General features: G+C 40.8%; 16 protein-coding genes. 8 read left to right on the top strand and 8 right to left on the bottom strand.

Going from position 1 to position 23,712, the window contains the following annotated elements:
• The coding region (locus tag VK179_10285; protein HLO59120.1) for a gliding motility-associated C-terminal domain-containing protein at nucleotides 1-3,865 on the top strand (3,865 nt) is incomplete at its 5' end.
• Between the two features lie 114 nt (nucleotides 3,866-3,979).
• Complete coding sequence (locus VK179_10280; GenBank protein HLO59119.1) at nucleotides 3,980-4,969, top strand: type IX secretion system membrane protein PorP/SprF; 990 nt, start codon at nucleotides 3,980-3,982, stop codon at nucleotides 4,967-4,969.
• Here the strand turns inward: VK179_10280 and VK179_10275 are convergent.
• Entirely contained in the window at nucleotides 4,963-7,449 is a 2,487-nt protein-coding gene (locus VK179_10275; protein ID HLO59118.1) for a YfhO family protein, read from the bottom strand. The genes VK179_10280 and VK179_10275 overlap by 7 nt on opposite strands.
• Nucleotides 7,450-7,517: 68 nt before the next feature.
• Between VK179_10275 and VK179_10270 the strand changes: the two genes are divergently transcribed.
• From VK179_10270 to VK179_10250, 5 genes are read left to right on the top strand one after another with little or no spacing between them, the layout of a single operon-like run.
• Nucleotides 7,518-8,582, top strand: coding sequence for a TDP-N-acetylfucosamine:lipid II N-acetylfucosaminyltransferase (locus VK179_10270; GenBank protein HLO59117.1), 1,065 nt, complete (start codon nucleotides 7,518-7,520; stop codon nucleotides 8,580-8,582).
• Between the two features lie 7 nt (nucleotides 8,583-8,589).
• Nucleotides 8,590-9,309 carry a hypothetical protein gene (locus tag VK179_10265; protein ID HLO59116.1) on the top strand — a complete coding sequence of 240 codons (720 nt, stop codon included), beginning with the start codon at nucleotides 8,590-8,592 and terminating at the stop codon, nucleotides 9,307-9,309.
• The gene (gene rffA / locus VK179_10260; GenBank protein ID HLO59115.1) at nucleotides 9,306-10,427 is read left to right on the top strand and encodes a dTDP-4-amino-4,6-dideoxygalactose transaminase; all 1,122 of its coding nucleotides are present in this window, start codon (nucleotides 9,306-9,308) and stop codon (nucleotides 10,425-10,427) included. Before VK179_10265 ends, rffA begins: the two co-directional genes overlap by 4 nt.
• An 18-nt stretch (nucleotides 10,428-10,445) precedes the next feature.
• Nucleotides 10,446-11,651, top strand: coding sequence for a glycosyltransferase family 4 protein (locus tag VK179_10255; GenBank protein HLO59114.1), 1,206 nt, complete (start codon nucleotides 10,446-10,448; stop codon nucleotides 11,649-11,651).
• On the top strand, nucleotides 11,644-13,131 hold the full coding sequence (locus tag VK179_10250; protein ID HLO59113.1) for an oligosaccharide flippase family protein: 1,488 nt from the start codon (nucleotides 11,644-11,646) through the stop codon (nucleotides 13,129-13,131). Before VK179_10255 ends, VK179_10250 begins: the two co-directional genes overlap by 8 nt.
• Here VK179_10250 and wecB read toward each other — a convergent pair.
• From wecB to VK179_10220, 6 genes are all read right to left on the bottom strand, one after another.
• Nucleotides 13,112-14,185 (bottom strand): UDP-N-acetylglucosamine 2-epimerase (non-hydrolyzing), encoded by a 1,074-nt coding sequence (wecB, locus tag VK179_10245; GenBank protein HLO59112.1) that lies wholly within the window; start codon nucleotides 14,183-14,185, stop codon nucleotides 13,112-13,114. The two genes, VK179_10250 and wecB, sit on opposite strands and share 20 nt — an antisense overlap.
• Nucleotide 14,186: 1 nt before the next feature.
• Nucleotides 14,187-15,476, bottom strand: a complete 1,290-nt coding sequence (locus VK179_10240; GenBank protein ID HLO59111.1) for a glycosyltransferase — start codon at nucleotides 15,474-15,476, stop codon at nucleotides 14,187-14,189.
• A 51-nt stretch (nucleotides 15,477-15,527) separates the two neighbouring features.
• Entirely contained in the window at nucleotides 15,528-17,006 is a 1,479-nt protein-coding gene (locus VK179_10235; protein HLO59110.1) for a gliding motility-associated C-terminal domain-containing protein, read from the bottom strand.
• The gene (locus tag VK179_10230; GenBank protein HLO59109.1) at nucleotides 17,003-17,989 is read right to left on the bottom strand and encodes a PorP/SprF family type IX secretion system membrane protein; all 987 of its coding nucleotides are present in this window, start codon (nucleotides 17,987-17,989) and stop codon (nucleotides 17,003-17,005) included. The genes VK179_10235 and VK179_10230 overlap by 4 nt, the downstream gene beginning before the upstream one ends.
• Nucleotides 17,986-19,137, bottom strand: a complete 1,152-nt coding sequence (locus VK179_10225) for an OmpA family protein (GenBank protein HLO59108.1) — start codon at nucleotides 19,135-19,137, stop codon at nucleotides 17,986-17,988. The genes VK179_10230 and VK179_10225 overlap by 4 nt, the downstream gene beginning before the upstream one ends.
• A 286-nt stretch (nucleotides 19,138-19,423) precedes the next feature.
• Entirely contained in the window at nucleotides 19,424-20,974 is a 1,551-nt protein-coding gene (locus tag VK179_10220; protein ID HLO59107.1) for a glycine--tRNA ligase, read from the bottom strand.
• A 142-nt stretch (nucleotides 20,975-21,116) separates the two neighbouring features.
• Between VK179_10220 and nadB the strand changes: the two genes are divergently transcribed.
• Complete coding sequence (gene nadB, locus VK179_10215; protein ID HLO59106.1) at nucleotides 21,117-22,703, top strand: L-aspartate oxidase; 1,587 nt, start codon at nucleotides 21,117-21,119, stop codon at nucleotides 22,701-22,703.
• Here the strand turns inward: nadB and dusB are convergent.
• Nucleotides 22,684-23,685, bottom strand: a complete 1,002-nt coding sequence (dusB, locus tag VK179_10210; GenBank protein HLO59105.1) for a tRNA dihydrouridine synthase DusB — start codon at nucleotides 23,683-23,685, stop codon at nucleotides 22,684-22,686. The two genes, nadB and dusB, sit on opposite strands and share 20 nt — an antisense overlap.
• Nucleotides 23,686-23,712 lie beyond the last annotated feature (27 nt).

The following is a 23,712-nucleotide window of genomic DNA, read 5'->3' as shown; positions in this document are numbered from 1 at the left end:
GAATGCTTCGAATGAAGGAGAAAAGTGCACCGGCATCAACGATACGGCCTACGTTTGGGTAGAACCGACAGCTAAGCTCGGAGTAACTCCTAAAGTTGACACGGTCTGCAACGGCGATGCGGTAAATATCCTGTTGCACAGCCCGACCGTACCGACACGCCCCGTGAGGTTCCGTTATGTGACCGAAGCACCGGCAGGAGTGACCGTAACCCCGGCTTCTGCCAACCCGCTGCCGAATGATTACACCCTTACCAATACCATTGTAAACACCACGGACAATGCACAATTGGTTAAGTTTATCATTACACCCTACACCCGCAATGCTTCGAATGAAGGAGAAAAGTGTACCGGCATCAATGATACGGCCTATGTTTGGGTAGAACCAACTGCAACAATAATACTGAATCCGCAATTGGATACAATCTGTTCAGCAGAAAATGTCAATATAAGCCTGCAAAGTAATACTGTGCCAACCATGCCTGTGCTTTTCAGGTACATTACTGTTCACAATGCAGGAGTGAACGTGGTTCCGGGTAATGGTACGGCGATGTCTAATCCAAATGCTATAACCGATTACATTGAAAACACAACAAACCAGGCGCAGAGGGTACTTTTCATAATTACTCCTTATAATACCGGTGCAAACGGAATTGAGAAATGCCCGGGCAGAGCCGATACATCAATTGTATGGGTTGAACCGGTACCTAAAGTTGATCTTACACCGTACCTGGATACCATATGTACCAATCTGAAAACAGATATTGCTACATATTCTGTAACCAACTCATTGCAACCTGTTAAATTGATGTACAAGACATTTTATAATTCGTCGCAGATCGAAATTAACAGGTCACAGGATACTATCAATCTTATCCCGGGAGAACTGCTTGATGACGTTCTGATTAATCATTCTGATATTCCACAAAGGGTGATGTATGTTGTGTATCCTTATCTGTCGGGTTACAATGGTTCACAAAAGTGTCCCGGCATGCCGGATACCGTATATGTATGGGTTGCACCTGAGTTAAAGATTGTGATTGATACCATTTCAACTTACATCGGTGGTAATAATATTCGTTGTTTCGGTTCGAAAGACGGTTCCATCCGGTTGGCTCCGAGAGGTGGTATATCTGCTTTCCCCGGATATGATGATTCTGATTTAGGTTATACATGGCAAAGCGGCGCAAGGCAATGGCATTCAAGAGACCTGGCCGGTTTGGCTGCGGCAAATTACTCGATCATAATCACCGACAAGCTTGCATGCCGCGATGATTCATCATTTACACTTACTCAACCCGCTATACTCACCAATTATTTTAAAGAAATCAGCAAATTAAAAAGCTGTAAGGCTGGTGATGGTATTATATGCATGAATACCCACGGGGGTATTGAAAAGTATACCTATGTATGGGAAACGTTGCCTGGAGATTTCAAAAGGAAAATGTCCGCCGAAAAAGACACCCTCTTTGATATTATTGCAGGTATTTACCAGGTAAATATTACCGATACCAACGGGTGCAGTATAAGGAGAGATACGATTATTTCACTGCCTACGAATACCAAAGTAACGCCAATGTCGTACCATACCTATGGCTTTACTCCGGATAACAAACAGTATACAATCAAATGCAAAGACGAATATGGTATGCTGTATACGGTAAATGCAGATACATCACTCACTATCACCTATCATTGGACCTGTAATGAAACCGGTTTTGACACCACCTACACCCATAATAAAATATATGATTCCATTGATTTTGTCCCTGAAGGATTATACAATCTTACCTATGAGGATGAAAACGGATGTACCGGTGATGGTTTTGTGGAAATGATTGCTCCGGATTCCATTAGAATAGACAGGGCAAGTTTGCTGCAATATACGGGCGGTTACAACGTCACCTGTTATGGTGAAAGTAACGGAAGCATAACACTTAATAATATTAGTGGCGGTCATGCTGATCAACCGTATCAATTTGCATGGGAAAGCATTTCCGGCGGAACTGTGCAAAATCCGGCCGCAAGGAACCAGGCCAGCCTGGCAGCAGGAAGTTATGGAGTCACAATTACTGATTCTTACGGATGTACAGGTGCAGATACGTTTAACCTGACAAGTCCGGAAAGAATAGTTATATCAGATGAGGTTTCATTGTCGAATGCAGGTAATTACAATCTGAATTGTTTTGGCGACGGGACAGGCTTCATTAAGCTGACTGTTTCCGGCGGTGTATCTGCCTATCATTATAAATGGCTTGATAATTCAACCACTTCAAATGAGAGGTATAATCTGAAAGCAGGAGATTATGAAGTCACAGTTACCGACGCACTAAACTGTAAACTTAAAGATACCATATCTCTTACTGAACCGGATCCGCTAACAATTGATTCGGCCGGTATATCTGATTTCAATGGTTATGCGGTACGATGTTCCGGAGATGAAGATGCTGAGATTGATATAAGAATTGCTGGCGGAACACCGGGTTATGCCTATGTATGGACCTATAACAATAATCCTTTACCCGATAATACGGCATTATTGGTTAACAGGCCGGCAGGACAATACCATTTGAATATTACGGATGCCAACAATTGTACGCTTGCATGGTCGGCTTTACTGAATGAACCCGGGGAACTGCAGCTTGAAGTTCAAAAAACAAACATGAATTGTACCGGACTTGTCGCCGGAACCGCAGAGGCCCTGGTAAGCGGAGGTAACGCACCCTATTCCTATATTTGGAGTAATGACAGCACAAGTGCCAAAATTACCGGGTTGAATCCGGGTGAATATATTATCGGAGTTACTGATAACAATTCATGCCTTATTTCGGATACTGTTACAGTTTCGCAGAATACCGAGGTGGGTATTACAATTAATATTGAAAAGCCGGTTTCATGTTACCAGTCGGCTGATGCAGTGCTTAAAGCAATTGCTGAAGATGGCGTTCCTCCGTACGAATATAACTGGCTTAACGGAGGGTCTCAGACAGATCTGAATCAAAACCTGGCGGCAGGCATCTACACGGTTGAAGTTACAGACAATGACGGTTGTGAAGGAATGGCCACCTTCGAACTTGTTCAGCCTGACAGGCTAAAAGCCGGGTTCATCATAACTGATCCGTCCTGCTCCGGAGGGGGAGACGGATCTGTAGAGCTCAGTGCTGAAGGCGGGAACTATCCTTACTCGTATTATTGGAACAGCAATCCCGTAAACGGCGAAACGGTTACTGACGTTCAAAAAGGCACTTATACTATTTCTGTAAAAGATAACCAGGATTGCCAGGCTGATACCATAATAAGTGTCAGTGAACCGGATAAGCTTCGAATTTCACTGGATGAGTCCAATACCATTTACCCATTCTGTCCTGACTGGCAGAATGGCGTTCTTTCGGTATCGGTTTCAGGAGGCACACGTGATTACAGTTATGAATGGGATTATTCCGACCAGGAACATGACTCGATCATTTCCGGTTTAAGGGAAGATACTTATTCAGTACATGTTAAAGATGCCATGAATTGTGAAACCGATACAATTTTCAGGTTACGGGCATTGCACAATAATTGTCTCCAGCTTCCCACGGCATTCACTCCGAATTATGATAATGCAAACGACTTCTGGGAAATAAGGTACATGACTGAAGACGGATCAGAGGTTAAGTTCAGCCAGGTATATCCTGAAGGCAGTATAAAAATTTACGACCGTATAGGCAACCTGGTATTTGAATGTACGGGTGGTTGTCCGCAGGACTGGAATGGTGAGGACAGTCATGGCAGGCAGTTACCTGTGGATACCTATTATTATATCATTGATCTGAATACTGCAGATGACAATCCTCCGTTGAAGGGAATTGTTACAATAATCCGTTAGCCGCGCCAATTCTGAATAAGACAACCTTTTCGTCCGGTTATCGTATTATATACGATTAACCAAATACCTGAAATATTGCCCATTCTAACAAGGATAGCGTTATTGAGCAATAGAATGATTTACTTTTTAAGCATCATATTGATGCTTATGGTCTATTATTGTCCTGCAAGTTCCCAGCAACTTCCCCGGTTCAGCCAGTATTTTTCAAACGAATTTATTGTAAACCCTGCCGTTGCCGGTTATGATGGCCGCACAATTGTAAATCTTGCTGCCAGAAAGCAATGGCTTGGATTTTCCGAATATACCCCTAACTCATATGCATTAAGCCTCGAAGGTCGTATTCTGAAAAAAACAATGAATGTAAGGGGTGGAATTGGTGGCTCAGGTTTCCGAAAATCAACCAAAGGACGAATCGGGTTAGGAGGACTCGTTTATCATGATGTGAACGGGGCAATTGAAAGAACAGGCGGTCAGTTCAGTTATGCCTATCACATATTTATTAATAATGCACAGCTATCTTTCGGACTAACCGGAAATGTGTTTCAGTACAGGATTGATGCGGAAAAGGCAAGGTTAAAAAACCCCGATATTGATGTACTTAATGGCCTTATAGGAAAATCAACACTAATTCCTGATGCCAACGTAGGAATCAATTACATGACTGAAAAATATCATTTAGGCGTTGCAGCCTGCCAACTTTTCCAGTCGAAAATTAAAATCGGCAACGGAAGCGACTTCAAGGAATCGGAAGAAACCAGGTTGTTAAGGCAGTATTACTTTCTTGGCGATTATATGTTCACCAGCAGAAGGCAATGGGAATGGCAGCCTTCGGTGCTTATAGTCATGTCAGAGAAACCCCAGGTCCAGGCAGAGGTCACTTTAAAGGCTTATTATAACCGTCAGTACTGGTTCGGTGTATCAGGCCGCACCAGTGGGGATATTGTGATAATGGCCGGAGTAAAATTGCTTAAGTATTACTTCGGCTACTCGTATGATTATGGTTTCAACGGTATCTCCCGCTATACTTTTGGTTCACACGAGATCTGCATCACTGCAAAATTCGGTGATACAGCGCGAAGATACCGCTGGCTTGACCGCTATTGATCGGTTTTCTTCTTTTTGTATTCAAACCAGGCTGTTCCTATAAGCAATAAAATGAGGATCAGCGATGAGGCAAGCGAAATTTTCTCGCCCACATAATAGCTTGCCGGATGAAACCGGAATTCAATTATATGACTGCCGGCCGGAATCCGCATAGCCCTGAGCAAATAATCAGCCCTGAAATGAGGAGACGGTTTATTATCAATATAAGCCTGCCATCCTTTATCATAGAATACTTCGGAGAAAACAGCAAGTTGTTCTTTTTGTGATGTTGAAGAGTACTTAAGATAATTAGGCTTGTATTCAACCAGTTTGATACTGGCTGATGAATCTTTTTCAGGTTTGAACCCTTCAACGAAATTGCTGAAACGTTTGTCAACCACAGCCTGGCGGGCAGGATTAATTTCTAAAATTGATTTGATTTCCTCATCGGCATTCGCTACAACTCTGAGTTCATCAACAAACCATGCGTTTCCGAGCTTTGATTTATTAACCAGCGGAGGTGCATCAGGATTAACAATAATGTACCGGGTATTCAGAATATTGAGCGCATTGGCCCCCGCAAGAGTACTGTCGATGGATGCCATCGTCAGGCTCTTCTGTTGAAGCGTATTATAAAGAGACAGTATCTCTTTCTGAATATTATTATCATATAATTCCTGGAATCTTCTCATTTTGGCTCCGTGATAACCGCCAATGGATTTATGATAATAGGAGGTTGTCGCGTCCTGCAAGGGGCTCAGAGAAACATTCAACACCCTGAAGTCCGGATCTTTATCGTTTAGAATGACAAGGTCGGCAGTAGTCGGTTTGAATACATTTTTATCCTCCTTAACTGTCATGAAATTACTGCTGTTAAGATACCTCTTATCCACAGGCCACAAGTCAACCAGGATCAAAAGCGAAAGAAGGACGATGACCATATTAAACTTAAGCTTTTTAAGCCAGGTATAATATACAAGTGCAGCTGCAAGACTGATGAGCAAAAGTGAGCGAACTGCGTCGGCACGGAGTATGGAAAGGCGGTCCATTTCGATTGCATCTATCAGCCCCTGTATCCCCTGCAGTCGCTGTGAATCATAGGGCGTGCTCATATTGAATGATCCGGCGATGAGAATAAGGAATACAATCAATCCGCCCAGGCCAAAAAATGAATACTTAAGTCCGCGCATGAAATCTTTTTTCGGAATATCACCAAATATGATTTCCCTGAGGACAAGGACAGCCATGAAGGGCATTGTGAATTCAACCATTGTCAGGGTCATGGATACTGTTCTGAACTTGTTGTAACCCGGGAAATAATCGAGCATGAAAAAATTGAAAGCTTTGAAATGATCTCCCCATGCAAGGAAGATGGCAAAAACGGTAACGATGCCCAGCCACCATCTTGCAGGACCACGAACAAGGAATAAACCAAGGATAAACAGGAAAACAATAACCGCTCCTATATAAACCGGTCCGGCAGTCTGAATCTGATCACCCCAGTATAAGGGTACGGCTTTGATAAAATTGCGGGCAGTAGGATTTCCGTAATTCGATTTAAGAAATTTATAGGTGTGGGATGATTCCTTTAATTCACCACCTGAACTGCCCCCCATGAAATTAGGGATCATCAGGTTAAAAGTTTCAGCAGGGCTGTAGCTGTATTGTGTAGCATAATCCTTGTCAAGTCCTGAAGTTCTGTTTGCTTTTTCAGAAGACAGTTCTGTAGGGCCACGGATTGAATATTTTCCATATTGATACGTTGTATAAATACTGCTGAAATTGGCACCAACCCCCAGGACAACACAAAGAACAAGCCATGGAAAAGGTTTAAGAAAAGCTGCCAGTGTTTTATTTTTGATGGCAATTACCAGTTCGACAATACCCAGGATAAGGAGGATCAGGAATGTATAATAGGTGATCTGAATATGATTCATCAGGATCTGCAATCCCAGGAAAATTCCGGCACACAGGCTTCCCAGAATATGTTTTCCCCTGAAGGCTACATATACCCCGGCAATAATGGGAGGCATATATCCAAGGGCAAGAACTTTTGAAACATGCCCCACCTGGATAATCTGGAAGAAATAGGATGAGAAACCATACGCCAGGGCTCCGGCGAAACTCAGCCAGGGATTCACTCCAATAAGGAGTAATGCTAAATAGGCTCCAAGGAGGTAAAGAAAAACAAAACTTACGGGACGGAAACCGAACAAAGTAAAAACCGCATGAACTTGTTTCAGGATGTTTCCTTTATATTTGGTGGATATAAGATAGGCTGGCATTCCGCCGTACATGCTGTTAGTCCACAAAGGCTCTTCATGATATTTCTCCCTGTAGTCCGATATTTCCTTTGACATACCTTTGAACTGCATGATGTCATGCTGGTTAAGTTTTTTTCCTTCGAGGACATCAGGGATGAAATAAGCAACAGATATGAAGAAGAATAATATAACAGGCATCCCGTAATGGATGACCATTTTATTGGTAATTTTATTCATACAGTTTTTTATTGTAAAGTAAGATTAATTTTGTAGTCGCTCAAAGCCCAGAATAAAAATATTTTTGAATGATTCTTCATCTATTTACGCAGGTATCCGAATATTCACTTGAATTTATCCGGTTGCTTGCTGATGAATTTGACCCGTCAGAACATCTGGTGGTTTTCAGAAATAGAGCCAATGCTGAAAAAGTAAATCAAACAGGGATTGATGTCCGGTTTATAGAAAGCCGACAGGAACTCATATCACAATTGCCACTGCTTCTTGAAAAAAGCAGTAAGATTATTTTTCATTCATTTCCTGTTTCCCGATCACTTTTATTTTGGTATAGGCATCGAAAGTACATGCAAAAAGCTGCCTGGTTTGTGTGGGGACATGATGCTTATTGGTTCAGGTATTGTAAAAAAACATTGAGCAACAGGCTCTATGAAGTAATCAGAGCCATATTGATCCGGAAGCTGGAAACCATTATTTCACCTATATCAGGTGATTATGAATATGTTGTAAACCACTACAAGACAAAAGCTCCTTTAATAAAATGCAGGTACCCGGTGCCAACCGATTTCGAATTATTAAAATCGCTCAGGAACCGTTCAGATAATGAAACTGTTAACATTCAGCTAGGCAATTCAGCAAATCCAACAAATAACCTTGAAGAATTAATACAATTTTTCGGGAAGTATGAAAAAGCGGCCAATTTTCATTTCCATTGTTTGTTATCCTATGGTGATATGAAGTATGCTGAAAAAATCATTGACTTGGGTAAATCTGTACTAGGAAATCGCTTCTTTCCTGAAACCAGGTTCATGAACCGTACTGAATTTGCAAATTATATTTCAACAATTGATGTGCTGATCATGAATCATCAACGTCAGCAAGGATTGGGAAACATTATTTCATTTTTGTATCTTGGCAAAAAAGTATATATCAGGAGTGATAATTCGTTGTATTCGTTATTTAAGGAAAACGAAATTACAGTTTATGATACTATTGAATTACTATACTCAGGAGATACTAAAAACCTTTTAGAAGTAGATTCAGACACCATTTCAGAAAATATTATAAAAACGGAAAATTTCATATCACACGACAGAATTACTTTGGAATGGCAGCAGGTGTTTCACGTAAATTAACTGCATTTTGGAAATAGAAACTTTAAACTGGGATTCAGTCTTTTTTGGAATTAAAATTGGAAGAATCAGCGTGGATCCTTCTTTCAATTATGAAGAATTCAATGAGCAGGCAACAAGGGAAAAATTCAAACTTGTTTATGTTTTCCGCGAGGTAAATGACGTGTCCGATAAAGGTGTTATTTCTTCAGATTTGCAATTAACAGATATCCAGGTTACCATGAGGCTGCTGTTGGATTCTGAATCTGAAATTGTGCCAGTTGATTTCAATACTTCCTTAAATCGGGATGAATTAAATGAGTGTTATGAGATTGCTGAAAGCATTGCAAAGGTCTCAAGGTTTTACCGCGAACCAGCGATAGGGAAAGAAAAAGCTTTAAGTCTATACAGAACATGGGTGGATAATGCGCTCAACGGATCATTTTGCGACGGAGTAATTGTCAACAGAGTTGATGGACATATCAGGGGAATCCATCTGATTAAGACCGATGCGGTGAATCAAACCGGAACCTGTTCATTAATAGGAACCAATCCGGTTTATAAGGGTGCGGGAATCGGGAGGAACTTATGGAAACAGGCATTCTCCTACTGGCTGGGTAAAAAATCAGTCACCCATTGCAGGGTGCCTTTTTCGCTGGATAATATGGAATCGTTTAATTTTCATCTCAGGATGGGATTTAATTCTGTGGAATCCATCAGGTATATATATCATTATAGAGCAGAACTATGATTCCTTTTAATAAGCCATACTTAACAGGCAATGAAACGAAATATATTGAACAGGCTGTTCAATCGGGGAAAATTTCAGGTAATGGGGACTTCACCAAAAAATGCCAGAATTTTTTCGAACAACGGTATGCATTCACAAAGACCTTGCTTACTACTTCCTGCACGGATGCTCTTGAAATGTCCGCCATACTATCCGATATTAAACCGGGCGATGAGGTAATAGTACCTTCATATACATTTGTATCCACTGCATTAGCTTTTGTAAGACAAGGAGCAAAGATAATTTTTGCTGACAGCAGGAGTGATCATCCCTGTATGGATACTGACCATATTGAGCATCTTATTACAAAAGCCAGCCGGGCAATAGTGCCGGTACATTATGCCGGGGTTGCCTGCGATATGGATAAGGTTATGGATCTTGCCGGAAAGTATAACCTCGTTGTAATAGAAGATGCTGCCCAGGCGATTGATTCACAATATAAAGGCCGGCAATTGGGAGGTATCGGGCATCTTTCATCTTTTTCATTTCATGAAACCAAAAACATAAATTCAGGTGAAGGCGGTTTGCTTGCCATCAACGATGAGCAATACCTAAAAAGAGCTGAAATTATATGGGAAAAAGGAACCAACCGTGCTGAATTTTTCAGGGGTGAAGTAAATAAATACGGGTGGGTCGACATTGGGTCTTCATTCCTTCCGTCTGAAATCATTGCAGCGTATTTGTGGGCACAACTCGAATGTATTGATAGAATTCAGCAAAAACGCGTTGCGCTGTGGAACAGGTATTATGATGGATTGATTGACTGGGCTCCGGAACAGGGCATAATGCTTCCTTTTATTCCGGATTATGCCACAAACAATGGCCACATGTTTTACCTGGTTTGCAATAACCATGAGCAACAGCAAAGACTGATCAACAAATTGAAAAGACAGGGAATCCTGGCTGTATTTCATTACCTGAGCCTGCATAAATCTGATTATTATAAGGATAAATACACCGGAGAGTCGTTACAAAATGCAGACTGGTATTCGGATTGCCTTATACGTCTTCCCTTATATTATGAACTGAAGAATGAAGAAGTCGACTTTATCATTTCAGTCATTAAAAGTGAAGAATAGTAATATTATCGTGGATTTATGAAAATACTAATGGTTCTCGACAAGGAATTTCCTCCTGATGAACGGGTGGAAAAAGAAGCAATCACACTTGTTCAGGCCGGGCATTCCGTATCGATTGCCACCTATACGCTTAACGGAAGAGAACCAATAGAAAATAAGGACGGATATACGATTTACAGAAGAAAGATTTCCCGCCTGATGTTTAAAAGTTCTGCAGCCATATTGCTGCACCCGTTTTATTTCCTGTACTGGAAGCGTTATCTGACAAGTTTGTTCACGCAGGAAAGATATGATGCCATACATATACATGATCTTCCATTGGCTAAAACCGGGTATTATATAGCTCAGAAGTATAAGTGCAAACTGGTATGTGATCAGCATGAGTTTTACAGCAACTGGATTGTGAGGACGAAACACTATACAAATCTTTGCGGAAGATTAATACTCCGACCTTTCAGCTATTGGAAACCATATGAGAAAAAATATCTGAAAAGGGCGGATCTTGTTATAACCGTAGCTGAACCGTTACGCGAAATTTATATTAACCGGGTCGGAATTTCACCCGATAAAATTATCACTGTTCCAAATACTCCTTCCTTTGGCAATTTTAACATTGATAAGGTAGATAGTGAAATCATTGAACGATATTCCGGCAGGTTTGTACTGTTTTATGCCGGTGGATTTGATCATTTGAGAGGTATTGATTTTATCCTGAAGGCACTTGCACGCTTGAAAAATGAAATAAAGGAAATTGTATTTCTGTTAGCTGGCAAGGAAAACAGGGCATTTGACCTTAAATCACTGATACAGGAATATCACGTTAAAGATGTGACCGAATTGGCCGGTTTTGTTCCTATTGAGAAATTATCATCGTATGTGGCCGCCAGCAATGTGTGTTTATTCGTGCCCAGGGCGGATAACCTTGAAATTAACAATACTATTGTGACTAAAATCTATCAGTATGCCGCAATGGGAAAGCCAATAATTGTCAGTGAGGCAAAGAAAATGAAAGAATTTGTCGAATCGAATCAGATTGGATTTTCTGTTCCATATGGAAATATCGAGGAACTATGCCGTATAATAAAAGAAATCCATGGGAACCCCGGTATTGCAGATTCTGTGAAATTAAAGGCAGTTAATATCGCAAGAGACAACATGTGGGAAATCACTTCGAAACCGCTAACCGAATCTTATCTGAAATTGATCTCTCAATACTATGCTTGACAATATTAAATCAGCAGCCAAGGGTACAATCATTTACGGATTTGCCAATGTTTCCATCAAGCTAATCGGAGTAATACTTATTCCTATATATACAAACTACAAGTATCTGTCAAAAACGGATTTCGGTGTATTGGGCATAATGGATATTTCTTACCAACTTGTAATTATTGTTTTCGGGCTTGCCTTGTATCAGTCACTTGCACGTTGGTATTTTGACCCTCAGCACAAAGATTCACAAAAATCGATGCATTTTACTGTAATTGCATTAAACGGATTTTTGTGTGCTATTACATTTCTGTTTGTATACAGATATTCTACAAAGCTTTCCGGGTTGCTTTTTGATTCACCGGATTACGGAAGGCTTGTCTGGATTATGTTTGCCAGTGCTTCGGTAAATATACTGACAACTGTTTCAATGATGTTGCTGAGGTTGCAGGAAAAAGCGCTGAAATATGCCACCATCAGTGTTATAAAACTCCTCGTTACCTTATCGGTTACTGTTTTTCTTGTTGTTAAAATGCACAGGAGCGTTCTGGGTGTTTATGAAGCTACGCTGATAGGCGAATTAACAGGACTGGTTTTGATTTCAAGGGATATTATAAGAAACAGCGTCCTGAAATTTGAATTTCAGAAACTTGTTAATATGCTGGGCTACGGATTTCCCCTGATGCTGGCTGCTGTATCAACCGTGCTCTTAAATACAATCGACAGGTATTCCCTGAATTACCTGGCTGATTTGGATGCTGTAGGTACCTACACTCTGGCTTTCAGGATTTCAAATACTATCAAAGTAGTTGTTATCACTTCCATTCAGCTTTCACTCGTACCAATTTTCTTTAAGAAACTGGGTGACGGAGATCTGAAGCGTTTTATTTCTAAAAGCATGAACTACAGTGCGCTCATAGTGATGCTGACCGTTGTTGGAATTTCAATTTACAGTATTGAAATCATCAAAGTTTTTTCCTCCAATATGTCATACTGGAAAGCGGCAGAAATAGTTCCGATATTGGCCTTCTCCATGGTTTTTGTGATGATGAAGGAAAATGTGCTGATCGGATTGCAGATCACGAAGAGTTCTTTTACCATGGGAACTCTGATAGCCTTAACCGCTTTATTCAATCTGGGGATGAACATGCTGCTGATTCCAAAATACGTTCTTTATGGTGCAGCAGCATCCACTATCATTTCTCAAATCGGGATGTTTTTACTCTTTTATTTCGTTGCACAGCGAAAATACAGCATCCCGTATGAACTTAAGAACCTCTTTGTTTTAATATTCATCGGGTTTATCCTGTATCTTATTTCAATCATTTCAGATGACTGGAATTTATTGGCCCGCCTTGCATTCAAAACAGCTTTAATGATTTCGTACCCTTTTCTGCTTATAATGGTACGATTCTTTGAACCTATAGAAATTCAAAGAGGCATGGAATTTTTAAGAAAGTACAGGAATAAGATTTTCAGGAAATCGCTTCGATGATTTTCCGGCTTGCATTGCCCTGTCCGTAGAAATGATGATGATTCACAAATGTCCGGTTCTGAATTTCAGAATAAGCTTTCAGGATTTTACTTTCATCAGGACCGGCCAGGTAATTGTAACCGTTATCCACAAGTTCAGTCCATTCGGTCTCATTCCGGACAGTGATACAGAATTTGTCAAAGAAAAAGGCTTCCTTCTGCATTCCACCACTGTCGGTTATTACTAGCGAACAGTGTTTAAGCAGTTCAACTATATCAAAATACCCTAATGGTTCAATAACGTTGAAATCAGGGTTCAGTCCGCCTGCCTCCATGATCTTGCGGGTTCTCGGATGAAGAGGAAGAACGACTTTCTTAATTTTATTAATTTTATTCAGGGAGGTTATGATATTCTGAAGATTTTGTACGGAATCTGTATTTTCCTGGCGGTGAATGGTGCAAACTATGAATTCGTCTTTTTTCAGATCCAGAGTAGTTATAATTTTCGATCGTTCATGGGATATGGCACCATAAAACAGGGCTGCATCATACATAACATCACCTGATTTTTCAATTTTGCAGCTGAAATGATCAAAACCTTCGTTCTTCAGATTACGGATGGCGGTATCAGTAGGACAGAATAAAATATCTGAAATTCTGTCGGTAACTATACGGTTTACCTCTTCGGGCATTTTCATGTTAAAGGACCGGAGACCGGCTTCCACATGGGCTACCTGAATGTCAAGTTTCCTGGCTGTGAGAGCACCGGCCAGTGTGGTGTTTGTATCACCGTAAACTAATACAATATCAGGTTTTTCACTGACAAGAATCTTCTCGATTGATTCCATCATCCTGCCAGTCATGGCCCCATGAGTAAGACTGTTAATCTCAAGCTGGTAATCCGGTGTTGGTATATCCATTTCCTTAAAGAAAACCGAAGACATGTTTTCATCAAAATGCTGACCGGTATGGATAATGATTTCTTTTATTGTACCTGAATTACGGATTTCCCTGCTCACTGCAGCAGCCTTAATGAACTGCGGCCTGGCGCCTATTATGGTGATTAATTTTTTCAATTTACATTTGGTTTAAAAGGATCGAAAGCTGTTCTGTAAGAATCCTTCTTGAGTATTTATCAATTCCAACCGAATTCACGGATAAATTCTGTGTTGTAAATAACCGGAATAACTCAGCCATGTGCTCTTTTAACTTAACAATTTCATTGTACCCGAACGCCTTTCCTGCACCTGATTCGTTTAATATGGAGGCAGCATCACCGTCTTCAGGTCCTATAGCCAGTATAGGCCTTTTGGTCGAAAGATATTCGAAAAATTTATTTGTAAGAATTCCCTTTGCATTGGGGGTATTGTTAATGCATAGCAGGAGAAGAGAGGAGGAGGATAGGATTTGAGGTGTCGCATTGTGAGGGATGTAAGATTCCATTCTTACAAATGAACTTAATTTATGTTTTTCAAGGCTTTCCATCACTGAATGGTCAACCTTACCGATCAATCTTATTTCAAGAAGTTTACTGAACTCCTGATCTGCCTTTATAAGGTCTGACAAAACCATCCAAAGGTTTTCAGGATTTCGTGAGCGGGGCATCGAACCTAAATGCAGAATGGAGAATTTATCAGATATATTATTATGTACACCGGTTGAACCCTCATCGAAGCCATTTGTAATGGTTGTTACATTTTTTGACCCCATTAACCTGAATTCATCTGTCATACCGGGCGAAACGGTGATTATCCGGTCCGCATTGAAAAGCACTTTTCTCTCCAGTTTATGATGCAGCATATCGGCAATGCGTGTAAGCGATAGTTCTTTATAAAAATCAATGTTTGTCCAGGGATCCCTGAAATCGGCCATCCATTTCACACCTGTTTTTCTTTTCAGATGATAACCTATAAGATGCATACTATGAGGTGGCCCTGTTGTTACAACGGCGCTGACAGGGTGTTGTTGCATGTATTTAATCAGGAAATTCACCGATGGCCTTATCCATAACATCCTGGGGTCAGGAATAAAAAAATTGCTGCGTATCCAAAGAGATGCCCGGCCGATAACTCCCAGTTTCCTTCCTTCATTCATCAGCGCTACACCAAGCCGTTCATTTTTCTTTTTCCCTGTAAGGAATTTGTAAATGGAATAGGGCTCTACAATTCTTGTTTTGATTACTTCCAGGTGATCCGGTATATCTGCAAGAAGTGATTCATCATATTCCTGTGGCTCGGGATTGGATGGAGTATAAATAACGGGCTCCCAGCCAAACTGGCAGAGGTATTTAGAAAACTTAAGCCAGCGGAGTACAGCTGATCCTCCGCTTGGTGGCCAGTAATAAGTTATAATAAGGACTTTTTGCAATTCCGAAAAAATTATTCCGTGAAGTTAATGAAGTTAAGAAAAACAAACGGATCATCTTTTGATATAAACAAATCCTTTCAGTACGGTATTAAGCCCCGGAATCTGTATAACATACCAATATGTTCCGTTCTGAAGAACATTGCCGTCCGTATCAATTCCAGTCCATTCATTGTCATAATTATCATTCGAGTAAAGCGTTTTTCCGTTGGAGTCGAATATTGTTACTGAAGTGCCTTCGGTTAATCCACGAATAAAAAATACATCATTTACATTATCACCGTTCGGAGAAAAGGAATTGGGGATATTAATCTGCAGCGAAGAATTATCGCAAGTCTTCACAATCAAGGGATGTGCCTGTGAAGTCTTTTCTCCGCATTGATTTATCCCGGATACTGTTAAGCTGCCACTTGAAGCATTGCCATACAAATAAAGAGTCAGAGAGTTTAAATTTACTAGCAAGTCAGCGTCATTTCCGGTAAAACTCCACTCGTACTGTAATGCATTTGTAATTTCAGGAATTGAAAAGATATAAGGCCCATCATCTTTGCACAGTTCTGTAGGTCCGGAAATTATCCCGGGATCTCCGGGAAGTTCCTTTACATGTATTTCCAGATCAGACTGATCGATACGTATACCGGCTCTGTGGACGGAAACGCTTACTGTTCCAGAGGTTGCATTTTCAGAGAAATCAATTTGAAGTAAATTTTTATCAGCGGTTAAATCTGCTCCTGTTCCTGAATAATCCCATTCATAGTCTAAATCTGCGATATATGGGACTGAAAACAAAACATCTTTCTCACCCTGGCAGAAATTTTGATTACCTGTTATTTCAAAATTACATGGAAGGCTGAACAGTGCAATAATTTCATCATATGTAAGCACCCTGTTGTAGATTCTCAGATCGTCAATTTTACCTTTATAATTTCTGTCAAAAACTCTGCTTGTACCAAGTAAAGCAGATTCATAACCACGGACTGAAGTAAAATTTGAATTGGCAAATTTTCCAATAAATTGGCCATCCAGGTAATGTCGTGCTGTATCCCTGTCGGCTGTCAGTGTAATCATATGCCATTCATATTCTTTTACCTCTGCATGCGCTTCAGCCACCGGACCAGCTACACCTGTGGATGATCTGATTTCTTTAAGACCACCCAGTTCTCTTATTTTAATTTGGGAAAAGCCGTTGGTTAAATAGGGATTATCCGACACGTAAATATGACGCTCAATTCCATCAATAACATCAGCACAAAACCAAAGATTTACTGTTCTCTCAGGATAATCAAAGGTTGACATAAGATCCATATAATCATCGATTCCATCAAAATAATAGGCACTGTCAGCCTGACCGCATCGATCAGTGGTTAATACCGGACCGGAAACCAAAGCATTATGGCCATTTCCGCTTTCATCGATTGCATTTCCGTTAAAGGGATAAAAACCAACAAGTCCGTTAGTAGGTATTTGGGAAATTATTGGGTTACATAGAATAATAATCCCTACCAGGCTTATAATGAACTTTTGTATTTTCATATTTTCCGTATTATAGAAGTTCGGATACCTTCAACCTGAAATAGTCCGAGATTGATACCCAGAAATATGTTGTGTGTTCCATAGTTAAACGATCCTATCTTACCAAGGGTATATTCATAAGAATACCCGGCATGAACCATTTTAATTACGTGCACAGCCACTATTATATTTATGTTTCCGTTTGTACTATAGCTGATGCTTGTCCAGTGAAGCCTGTTTACATAAAGTTTAGCATAAATATCGGCCGAAATTGGTTCATCGCCCAATTTCTTTGCAGTAATTGACGGTTCAAACAGCAAAACTCTGTTGATTTTAATTTTTTGGCCTGCCATTAAATAATAGGAAGGCAGAAACTCATTGGTTTCATTTACAGCATTGGCATCTGGTAGTAATTTTACTGTGGAAAAACCAATATAATTGTTGTTGCTGTGTAAAAGTATTCCAAGATTAAAATTCATTCTGAAAACCGGATCATTACCATTCAGAAGATAGGGATCATCCGGCTGGTCCGGTTTCAACATATCTGAACGCAACGAATGATAATTGGCTATAACAGACATTCCAAAAGAAAGCTCATATTTTGAACTCAATGGAACATGGTAAGCGTAGGAGATATTTCCACCCAACAGGTTTTCAGGACCATAATTGTGATTGTAGAGTGCTGCTCCAAGACCCATACGGTCTTTTAATTCTAATGCACCTTTATTCACGAATCCTTTAGGGTCGTAAAAGTCATATGATCCAATCCGGTAATTACCACTCAGAAAATAGGTGGCGGGTGATTCAGGAATTCCCACCCATTGTCTTCTCACCGAAAGCAATGCTCCGGGATAATAATTGGATCCTGTAAAAGCAGGGTTAACAATAAAAGGTGTTAAATAGTATTGTTTATAAACTGATTTTTCCTGTGCAAATGTACCTGCTATTTGAATTAGCAAAATAGCAAGGAAAAGGATAACGGACTTTTTTAATTGTAATTTCATTTGTTAAGTAACTTAAAGGCGACCCTTCGGTTAATTTGTCTTCCTTCAGCAGTTTCATTTGATGCAATCGGAAAAACATAACTGTACCCAGCTGATTCAATTCTGTCGGCAGCAATGCCCCGGTTTAAAAGATACAATACGACAGATTCCGCCCTTTTTTTTGACAGATCCAGGTTGAAATCATATCCTCCGAAATTATCGGTATGGCCTTCAATTCTTATACGGACAGATGGATGAGAAGTCAACAGGTTGTATAATTTCTGAAGTTCACTTTCTGATTCAGGCAGCAAATCGGCTTTATTAAATTCGAAGAAAATGTTTTTTAAGATTACGGCTGAGTCAATCGCAATATCAGCTATACTTATAGTGTCAGTCAATAACTTATTGGCTGGATTATCGGGAGATACAACAGTATCCTTTTTTTCAAGCGTTACTTTTTCAACAACGATGTCATCCATATAATAATACGAGGCCTTTTCACCTTTCACAAGGTCCCATTTTTCCTTATATGTTTTATTTTTAGGTGTTGCCAGTTTAGTGATGGAAGTATTTTTATCATTTCTGAAATTACCAAGCATAATGAATTTCTCATCACCGGTTGATTTATAGAACGATGAAAAAGTTATCCAGCTATTCCGGCAATCAGGGGAAGAAAACGCAAATTCAACCTGCGGCTTTACTGTAAGCAATTTGTATTCCTTGTAATCAGTTAATAAATCAGAAGTGAAATAAATCCTGAAATTTTTTATGGCTACATTGGATTCCGGTTCAAGACACAATGAAATTTCAATTCTGTAAAGGCTATCTGCAATCAACGGTTCAAGCAACCCGGTCTGAACAAATTCCCTTACATTTCTGATCTGTCTTTCAGAATTGTACCTGTAACAGAAAATACCGATAAAACCTTCACCGCTTTTTGGTCTGATTCCTCCGTAATATTTTTCAAAAGCAGAATGGCCGGGATACTCTTTGTTAGTATTAAAGTAATCGGGGGTATCTGATAATTGTACTTTATGCCAGCCTGAATTATTTTTACCCCTGAAGTCTAAAATTTTTTCAAACGAATAATTAGGAACAAGATTCTGGCCCTGTAAAACTGTACCGCCTGCCATTCCTGCTATAAGGATTATTTTCAAATAGAATTTCATTCCGGAATCAAAGAATTGAAACGAATGAAATATTCAACAGAAGAGTTTCCATAACTAAGTGGGGTTATCGTCCGGGTTTCAACTGCAATATAATAAAAAGTAGCTGAATAGGAGCTTTAAATTGACTTTCAGTTCTTTTTAGTAAATGAATATGTCATTTTAATGCTTGAATTCTTGAATAAGATGCAGGAAAGAAAAATTTCCACAAACATTCAGGCAATACCATAACGAACGATCTGCAGTGATCGTTGGTAACATACCCTTCGCATAGCGAAAGTTAAAAAACCTACAGCTGTTTCAGAAGTCCCGTCAGGCTTACCTTATCCCCCATGATATCGGTCAGGCGGTCAATTGCAACTCTTTCCTGCTGCAATGTATCGCGATGGCGGATTGTAACCGTATTATCTTTCAGTGTGTCGTGGTCAACCGTGATGCAGAACGGAGTTCCGATAGCATCCTGTCTGCGGTAGCGCTTGCCGATGGCGTCTTTTTCCTCATACTGGCAGTTGAATTGGAATTTCATCTTATCCATGATTTCTCTTGCCTTTTCAGGAAGTCCATCCTTTTTGGTTAAAGGAAAAATGGCAAGCTGTATAGGAGCAAGAGCAGGGGGCAGTTTCAGCACAACGCGTTCTTCTTTTGCACTTCCTTCCCATTCCACTTTTTCTTCGGTATAGGCATTGGAAAGAACAGTAAAGAACATCCTGTCGAGGCCGATTGAAGTTTCAATAACGTACGGGGTGTAGGATTCGTTGGCTTCGCCGTCGAAATACTGAATTTTCTTGCCCGAAAACTTTTCATGGTTACCCAGGTCAAAATTGGTACGGGAATGTATACCCTCCACTTCTTTAAATCCTATCGGGAAATCAAATTCGATATCGCATGCGGCATTGGCGTAATGGGCCAGCTTATCATGATCGTGGAACCTGTATTTTTGATCGCCCATGCCCAGGTTTTTATGCCAATTCATTCTCTTTTGTTTCCAGAATTCATACCATTCCATTTCTGTACCCGGCTTGATGAAAAACTGCATTTCCATTTGTTCAAATTCGCGCATGCGCAAAATGAACTGGCGGGCTACGATCTCATTACGGAACGCCTTACCGGTTTGGGCAATACCGAACGGAATTTTCATACGTCCTGTCTTCTGAACGTTCAGAAAATTCACAAATATACCCTGGGCTGTTTCAGGCCTCAGGTAAATGGTGTTGGCTTCTTCACTTACAGAACCCACCTGTGTACTGAACATCAGGTTGAACTTCCTTACCTCAGTCCAGTTTTTTGTGCCCGAAACAGGGCAAACAATTTCCGCATCAAGGATGATCTGGTAAATCTCTTTCAGATCGTCTGTTTCAAGGGCTTTAATATACCTTGAACGGACGGCATCATATTTTTCCTGGTTTTCAAGAACCCTGGGATTCGTAGTTCTGAATTTTCCTTCATCAAATGAAGCCCCGAATTTCTGGGCAGCTTTTTCAACCTCTTTCTGAATTTTATCTTCGATCTTCTGCAGATGTTCCTCAATGAGCTGATCAGCACGGTATCTCTTCTTTGAATCCTTGTTATCAATAAGAGGATCATTAAATGCAGCCACATGTCCGGAGGCTTCCCAGATCTTGGGATGCATGAAGATTGCCGAGTCTATACCCACAATGTTTTCATTCAGCTTGACCATGGCTTCCCACCAGTACCTTCGGATATTATTCTTCAGTTCCACTCCGTTCTGACCGTAATCATATACGGCACCAAGTCCGTCATAAATTTCGCTCGATGGAAAGATGAAACCGTATTCCTTACTGTGGGCAATAATTTTCCTGAAGAGATCTTCCTGAATCATTGTGGTATATTTAATATTATAGCGGCAAATGTAATTGAAAATTTCAAATTAAACCGGTTCAGCCTATAACACATAGCGAAACAATGAATGGTCAGTTATAGTAAATTCTGCTAATTTTGTACCACGTTGAAAATTTCATAAGATGGAACATCAATATGATTTTCTTGTAATTGGCTCGGGACTCGCGGGGTTGGCCTATGCATTGCAGGTGGCAGAACACGGGAAAGTGGCTGTTGTCACAAAGTCATCATTTTCAGATACCAATACAAGTTACGCCCAGGGCGGAATTGCAGCGGTTACAAGTGAAATTGACAATTTCGACAAGCACATCAATGATACGCTGATTGCCGGTGACGGCCTTTGCAACCGCAAAGTGGTTGAAATGGTAGTCAGGGAAGGACCTGAGCAGATCAAGAAGCTGATACAATGGGGTACTGAATTTGACCGTGAGAATACAGGGAAATATAACCTGGCAAGGGAAGGAGGCCACTCAGAATACAGGATTTTCCATCACAAGGACAATACGGGTTTTGAAATACAGAGCGCTTTAAGCGACAAGGTTAAAAAGCATCCCAACATTGATGTTTTTGAACACTTTTTTGCCATTGATATCATTACCCAGCATCATATGGGAAAGCTGGTGAAGCGCTATTTCTCCGATATTGAATGCTATGGCGCCTATGTACTCGATCTGAATGAAGGTACAATCCATAAGTTCCTGGCCAGGGTTACGCTTATGGCAACCGGCGGAATCGGTAACCTTTACCATATTACAACAAACCCCCTGATTGCTACAGCTGATGGCATTGCCATGGTTTACAGAGCCAAGGGCATTATTGACAATATGGAATTTGTGCAGCTTCATCCCACTGCTCTTTATAACCCGGGTGAGCGGCCCAATTTTCTGATTACTGAAGCTTTGCGTGGTCACGGGGCTATACTCCGTAATCACAAAGGTGAAGATTTCATGCCCCGATATGATATAAGAGGATCGCTTGCACCACGCGACATCGTATCAAGGGCAATCGACAACGAAATGAAAACAAGCGGGGATGAGTATGTATTCCTTGATTGCACGCACCTCGACGGTGAAGATGTGAAAAACAGCTTCCCGAATATATTTGAAAAGTGCATGTCGCTCGGCATCGATATCCGCACCCAGATGATACCTGTTGTTCCTGCCGCTCATTTCCTGTGTGGCGGTATAAGGGTGGATATGAACGGTTGCAGCTCCATTCAGCGGCTGTATGCAGCTGGTGAATGCTCGTCGACCGGCCTGCATGGCGCAAACCGGTTGGCAAGCAATTCCCTGCTCGAGGCCATGGTTTATGCTGACAAGGCTGCCCGTCAAGCCCTGAATAGTTTTAAACAGTACAGTATTCAGGAAAATATACCCGACTGGAATGATGAAGGAACCACACATACCGAGGAAATGGTTCTTATCACCCAGAATTTTAAAGAAGTTCAGCAGATCTTCAGCTATTACGTGGGTATTGTGCGCTCGAATATAAGGCTGAAACGTGCCATGGACAGGCTATGGATTATCTTCAATGAAACAGAGGAATTATTTGCCACATCAAAGCTTTCGCAAAAGTTGTGTGAATTGAGGAATATGATCAATGCCGGCTACCTTATCATCAAAGCGGCACAGCAACGGAAAGAAAGCCGCGGCTTGCATTATACGATTGATTATCCTCTGAAAAATCCGGCTAATACTGCGGATAAGTAGCCACAATCAGGTAGAGAAGCCTTTCGATTTCATCCGTATCCAGTGTGGTTACCAGCTTCATACGAATTTCCTTAAAATCAGGAAGACCTTTGAAATAGTTGGTAAAATGTCTTCTCATCTCAAAAATGCCTCTTGGAATGCCTTTCACCTCAAGCGATTTGTGAAACTGTAAACGTGCCAGGTCAACTTTTTCCCTTAATGTAAGCGGAGGCATGATTTCTCCCCTTGTAATGAAGTCTTTAATTTCTTTGAATATCCAGGGCCGGCCAACTGTTGCACGCCCAATCATAATCCCGTCCACGCCGTATGTATTAAAAGCTTGCTCAGCAGCTTCGGCACTGGTGATATCGCCATTGCCAATAATCGGGATTTTCATACGGGGATTTTTTTTTACGTCACCAATAAGGGTCCAGTCAGCACTGCCTTTATACAATTGTGCCCTTGTTCTGCCGTGTATAGTAAGAGCCTTTATTCCAACATCCTGCAATCGTTCGGCAATATCCACAATTGTTTTGCTGTTTTCATCCCAGCCTAAACGCGTTTTAACCGTAACCGGCAGCTTAACGGCGTCCACAATGGCTTTTGTCATTTCAACCATAAGCGGAATATTGCACAACATACCGGCACCTGCTCCGCGATTGGCAATCTTCCGGACGGGGCAGCCATAATTGATATCAATCAAATCAGGTTTGGCTTCTTCCGCAATCCGGGCCGCTTCCACCATACTTTCAATGATGTGGCCGTACAACTGTATACCAACAGGTCTCTCGTCATCGGTTATTTCAAGCTTCTTTACGCTTTTCTGCGCGTCCCTTATCAGCCCGTCTGAAGCAATGAATTCGGTATATACCATGTCGGCACCAAAGTGTTTGCATATGAACCTGAAGGAGGGATCAGTCACATCTTCCATGGGCGCCAGCAGTAAGGCCTTATCGGGCAGTGTTGTATTTCCTATTGTTATCAAGGCTTCTGAAAACGGCAAAGATACCAAGAACTTTTTAGTACTTTT

The sequence above is a fragment of the Bacteroidales bacterium genome (assembly GCA_035299085.1).
Taxonomy (GTDB): Bacteria; Bacteroidota; Bacteroidia; order Bacteroidales; family UBA10428; genus UBA5072.
Note: the sequence above shows the minus strand (reverse complement) of the source record. Positions and strands in the feature narration are given on the sequence as shown.

Coding starts and splice junctions, on each gene's coding strand:
- VK179_10220 (HLO59107.1), bottom strand. CDS start 20,974: ATGATTCAGGAAGATCTCTTCAGGAAAATTATTGCCCACAGTAAGGAA.
- VK179_10250 (HLO59113.1), top strand. CDS start 11,644: ATGCTTGACAATATTAAATCAGCAGCCAAGGGTACAATCATTTACGGA.
- VK179_10275 (HLO59118.1), bottom strand. CDS start 7,449: ATGAATAAAATTACCAATAAAATGGTCATCCATTACGGGATGCCTGTT.
- VK179_10255 (HLO59114.1), top strand. CDS start 10,446: ATGAAAATACTAATGGTTCTCGACAAGGAATTTCCTCCTGATGAACGG.
- nadB (HLO59106.1), top strand. CDS start 21,117: ATGGAACATCAATATGATTTTCTTGTAATTGGCTCGGGACTCGCGGGG.
- VK179_10225 (HLO59108.1), bottom strand. CDS start 19,137: ATGAAATTCTATTTGAAAATAATCCTTATAGCAGGAATGGCAGGCGGT.
- VK179_10270 (HLO59117.1), top strand. CDS start 7,518: ATGATTCTTCATCTATTTACGCAGGTATCCGAATATTCACTTGAATTT.
- VK179_10280 (HLO59119.1), top strand. CDS start 3,980: ATGATTTACTTTTTAAGCATCATATTGATGCTTATGGTCTATTATTGT.
- VK179_10230 (HLO59109.1), bottom strand. CDS start 17,989: ATGAAATTACAATTAAAAAAGTCCGTTATCCTTTTCCTTGCTATTTTG.
- rffA (HLO59115.1), top strand. CDS start 9,306: ATGATTCCTTTTAATAAGCCATACTTAACAGGCAATGAAACGAAATAT.
- VK179_10235 (HLO59110.1), bottom strand. CDS start 17,006: ATGAAAATACAAAAGTTCATTATAAGCCTGGTAGGGATTATTATTCTA.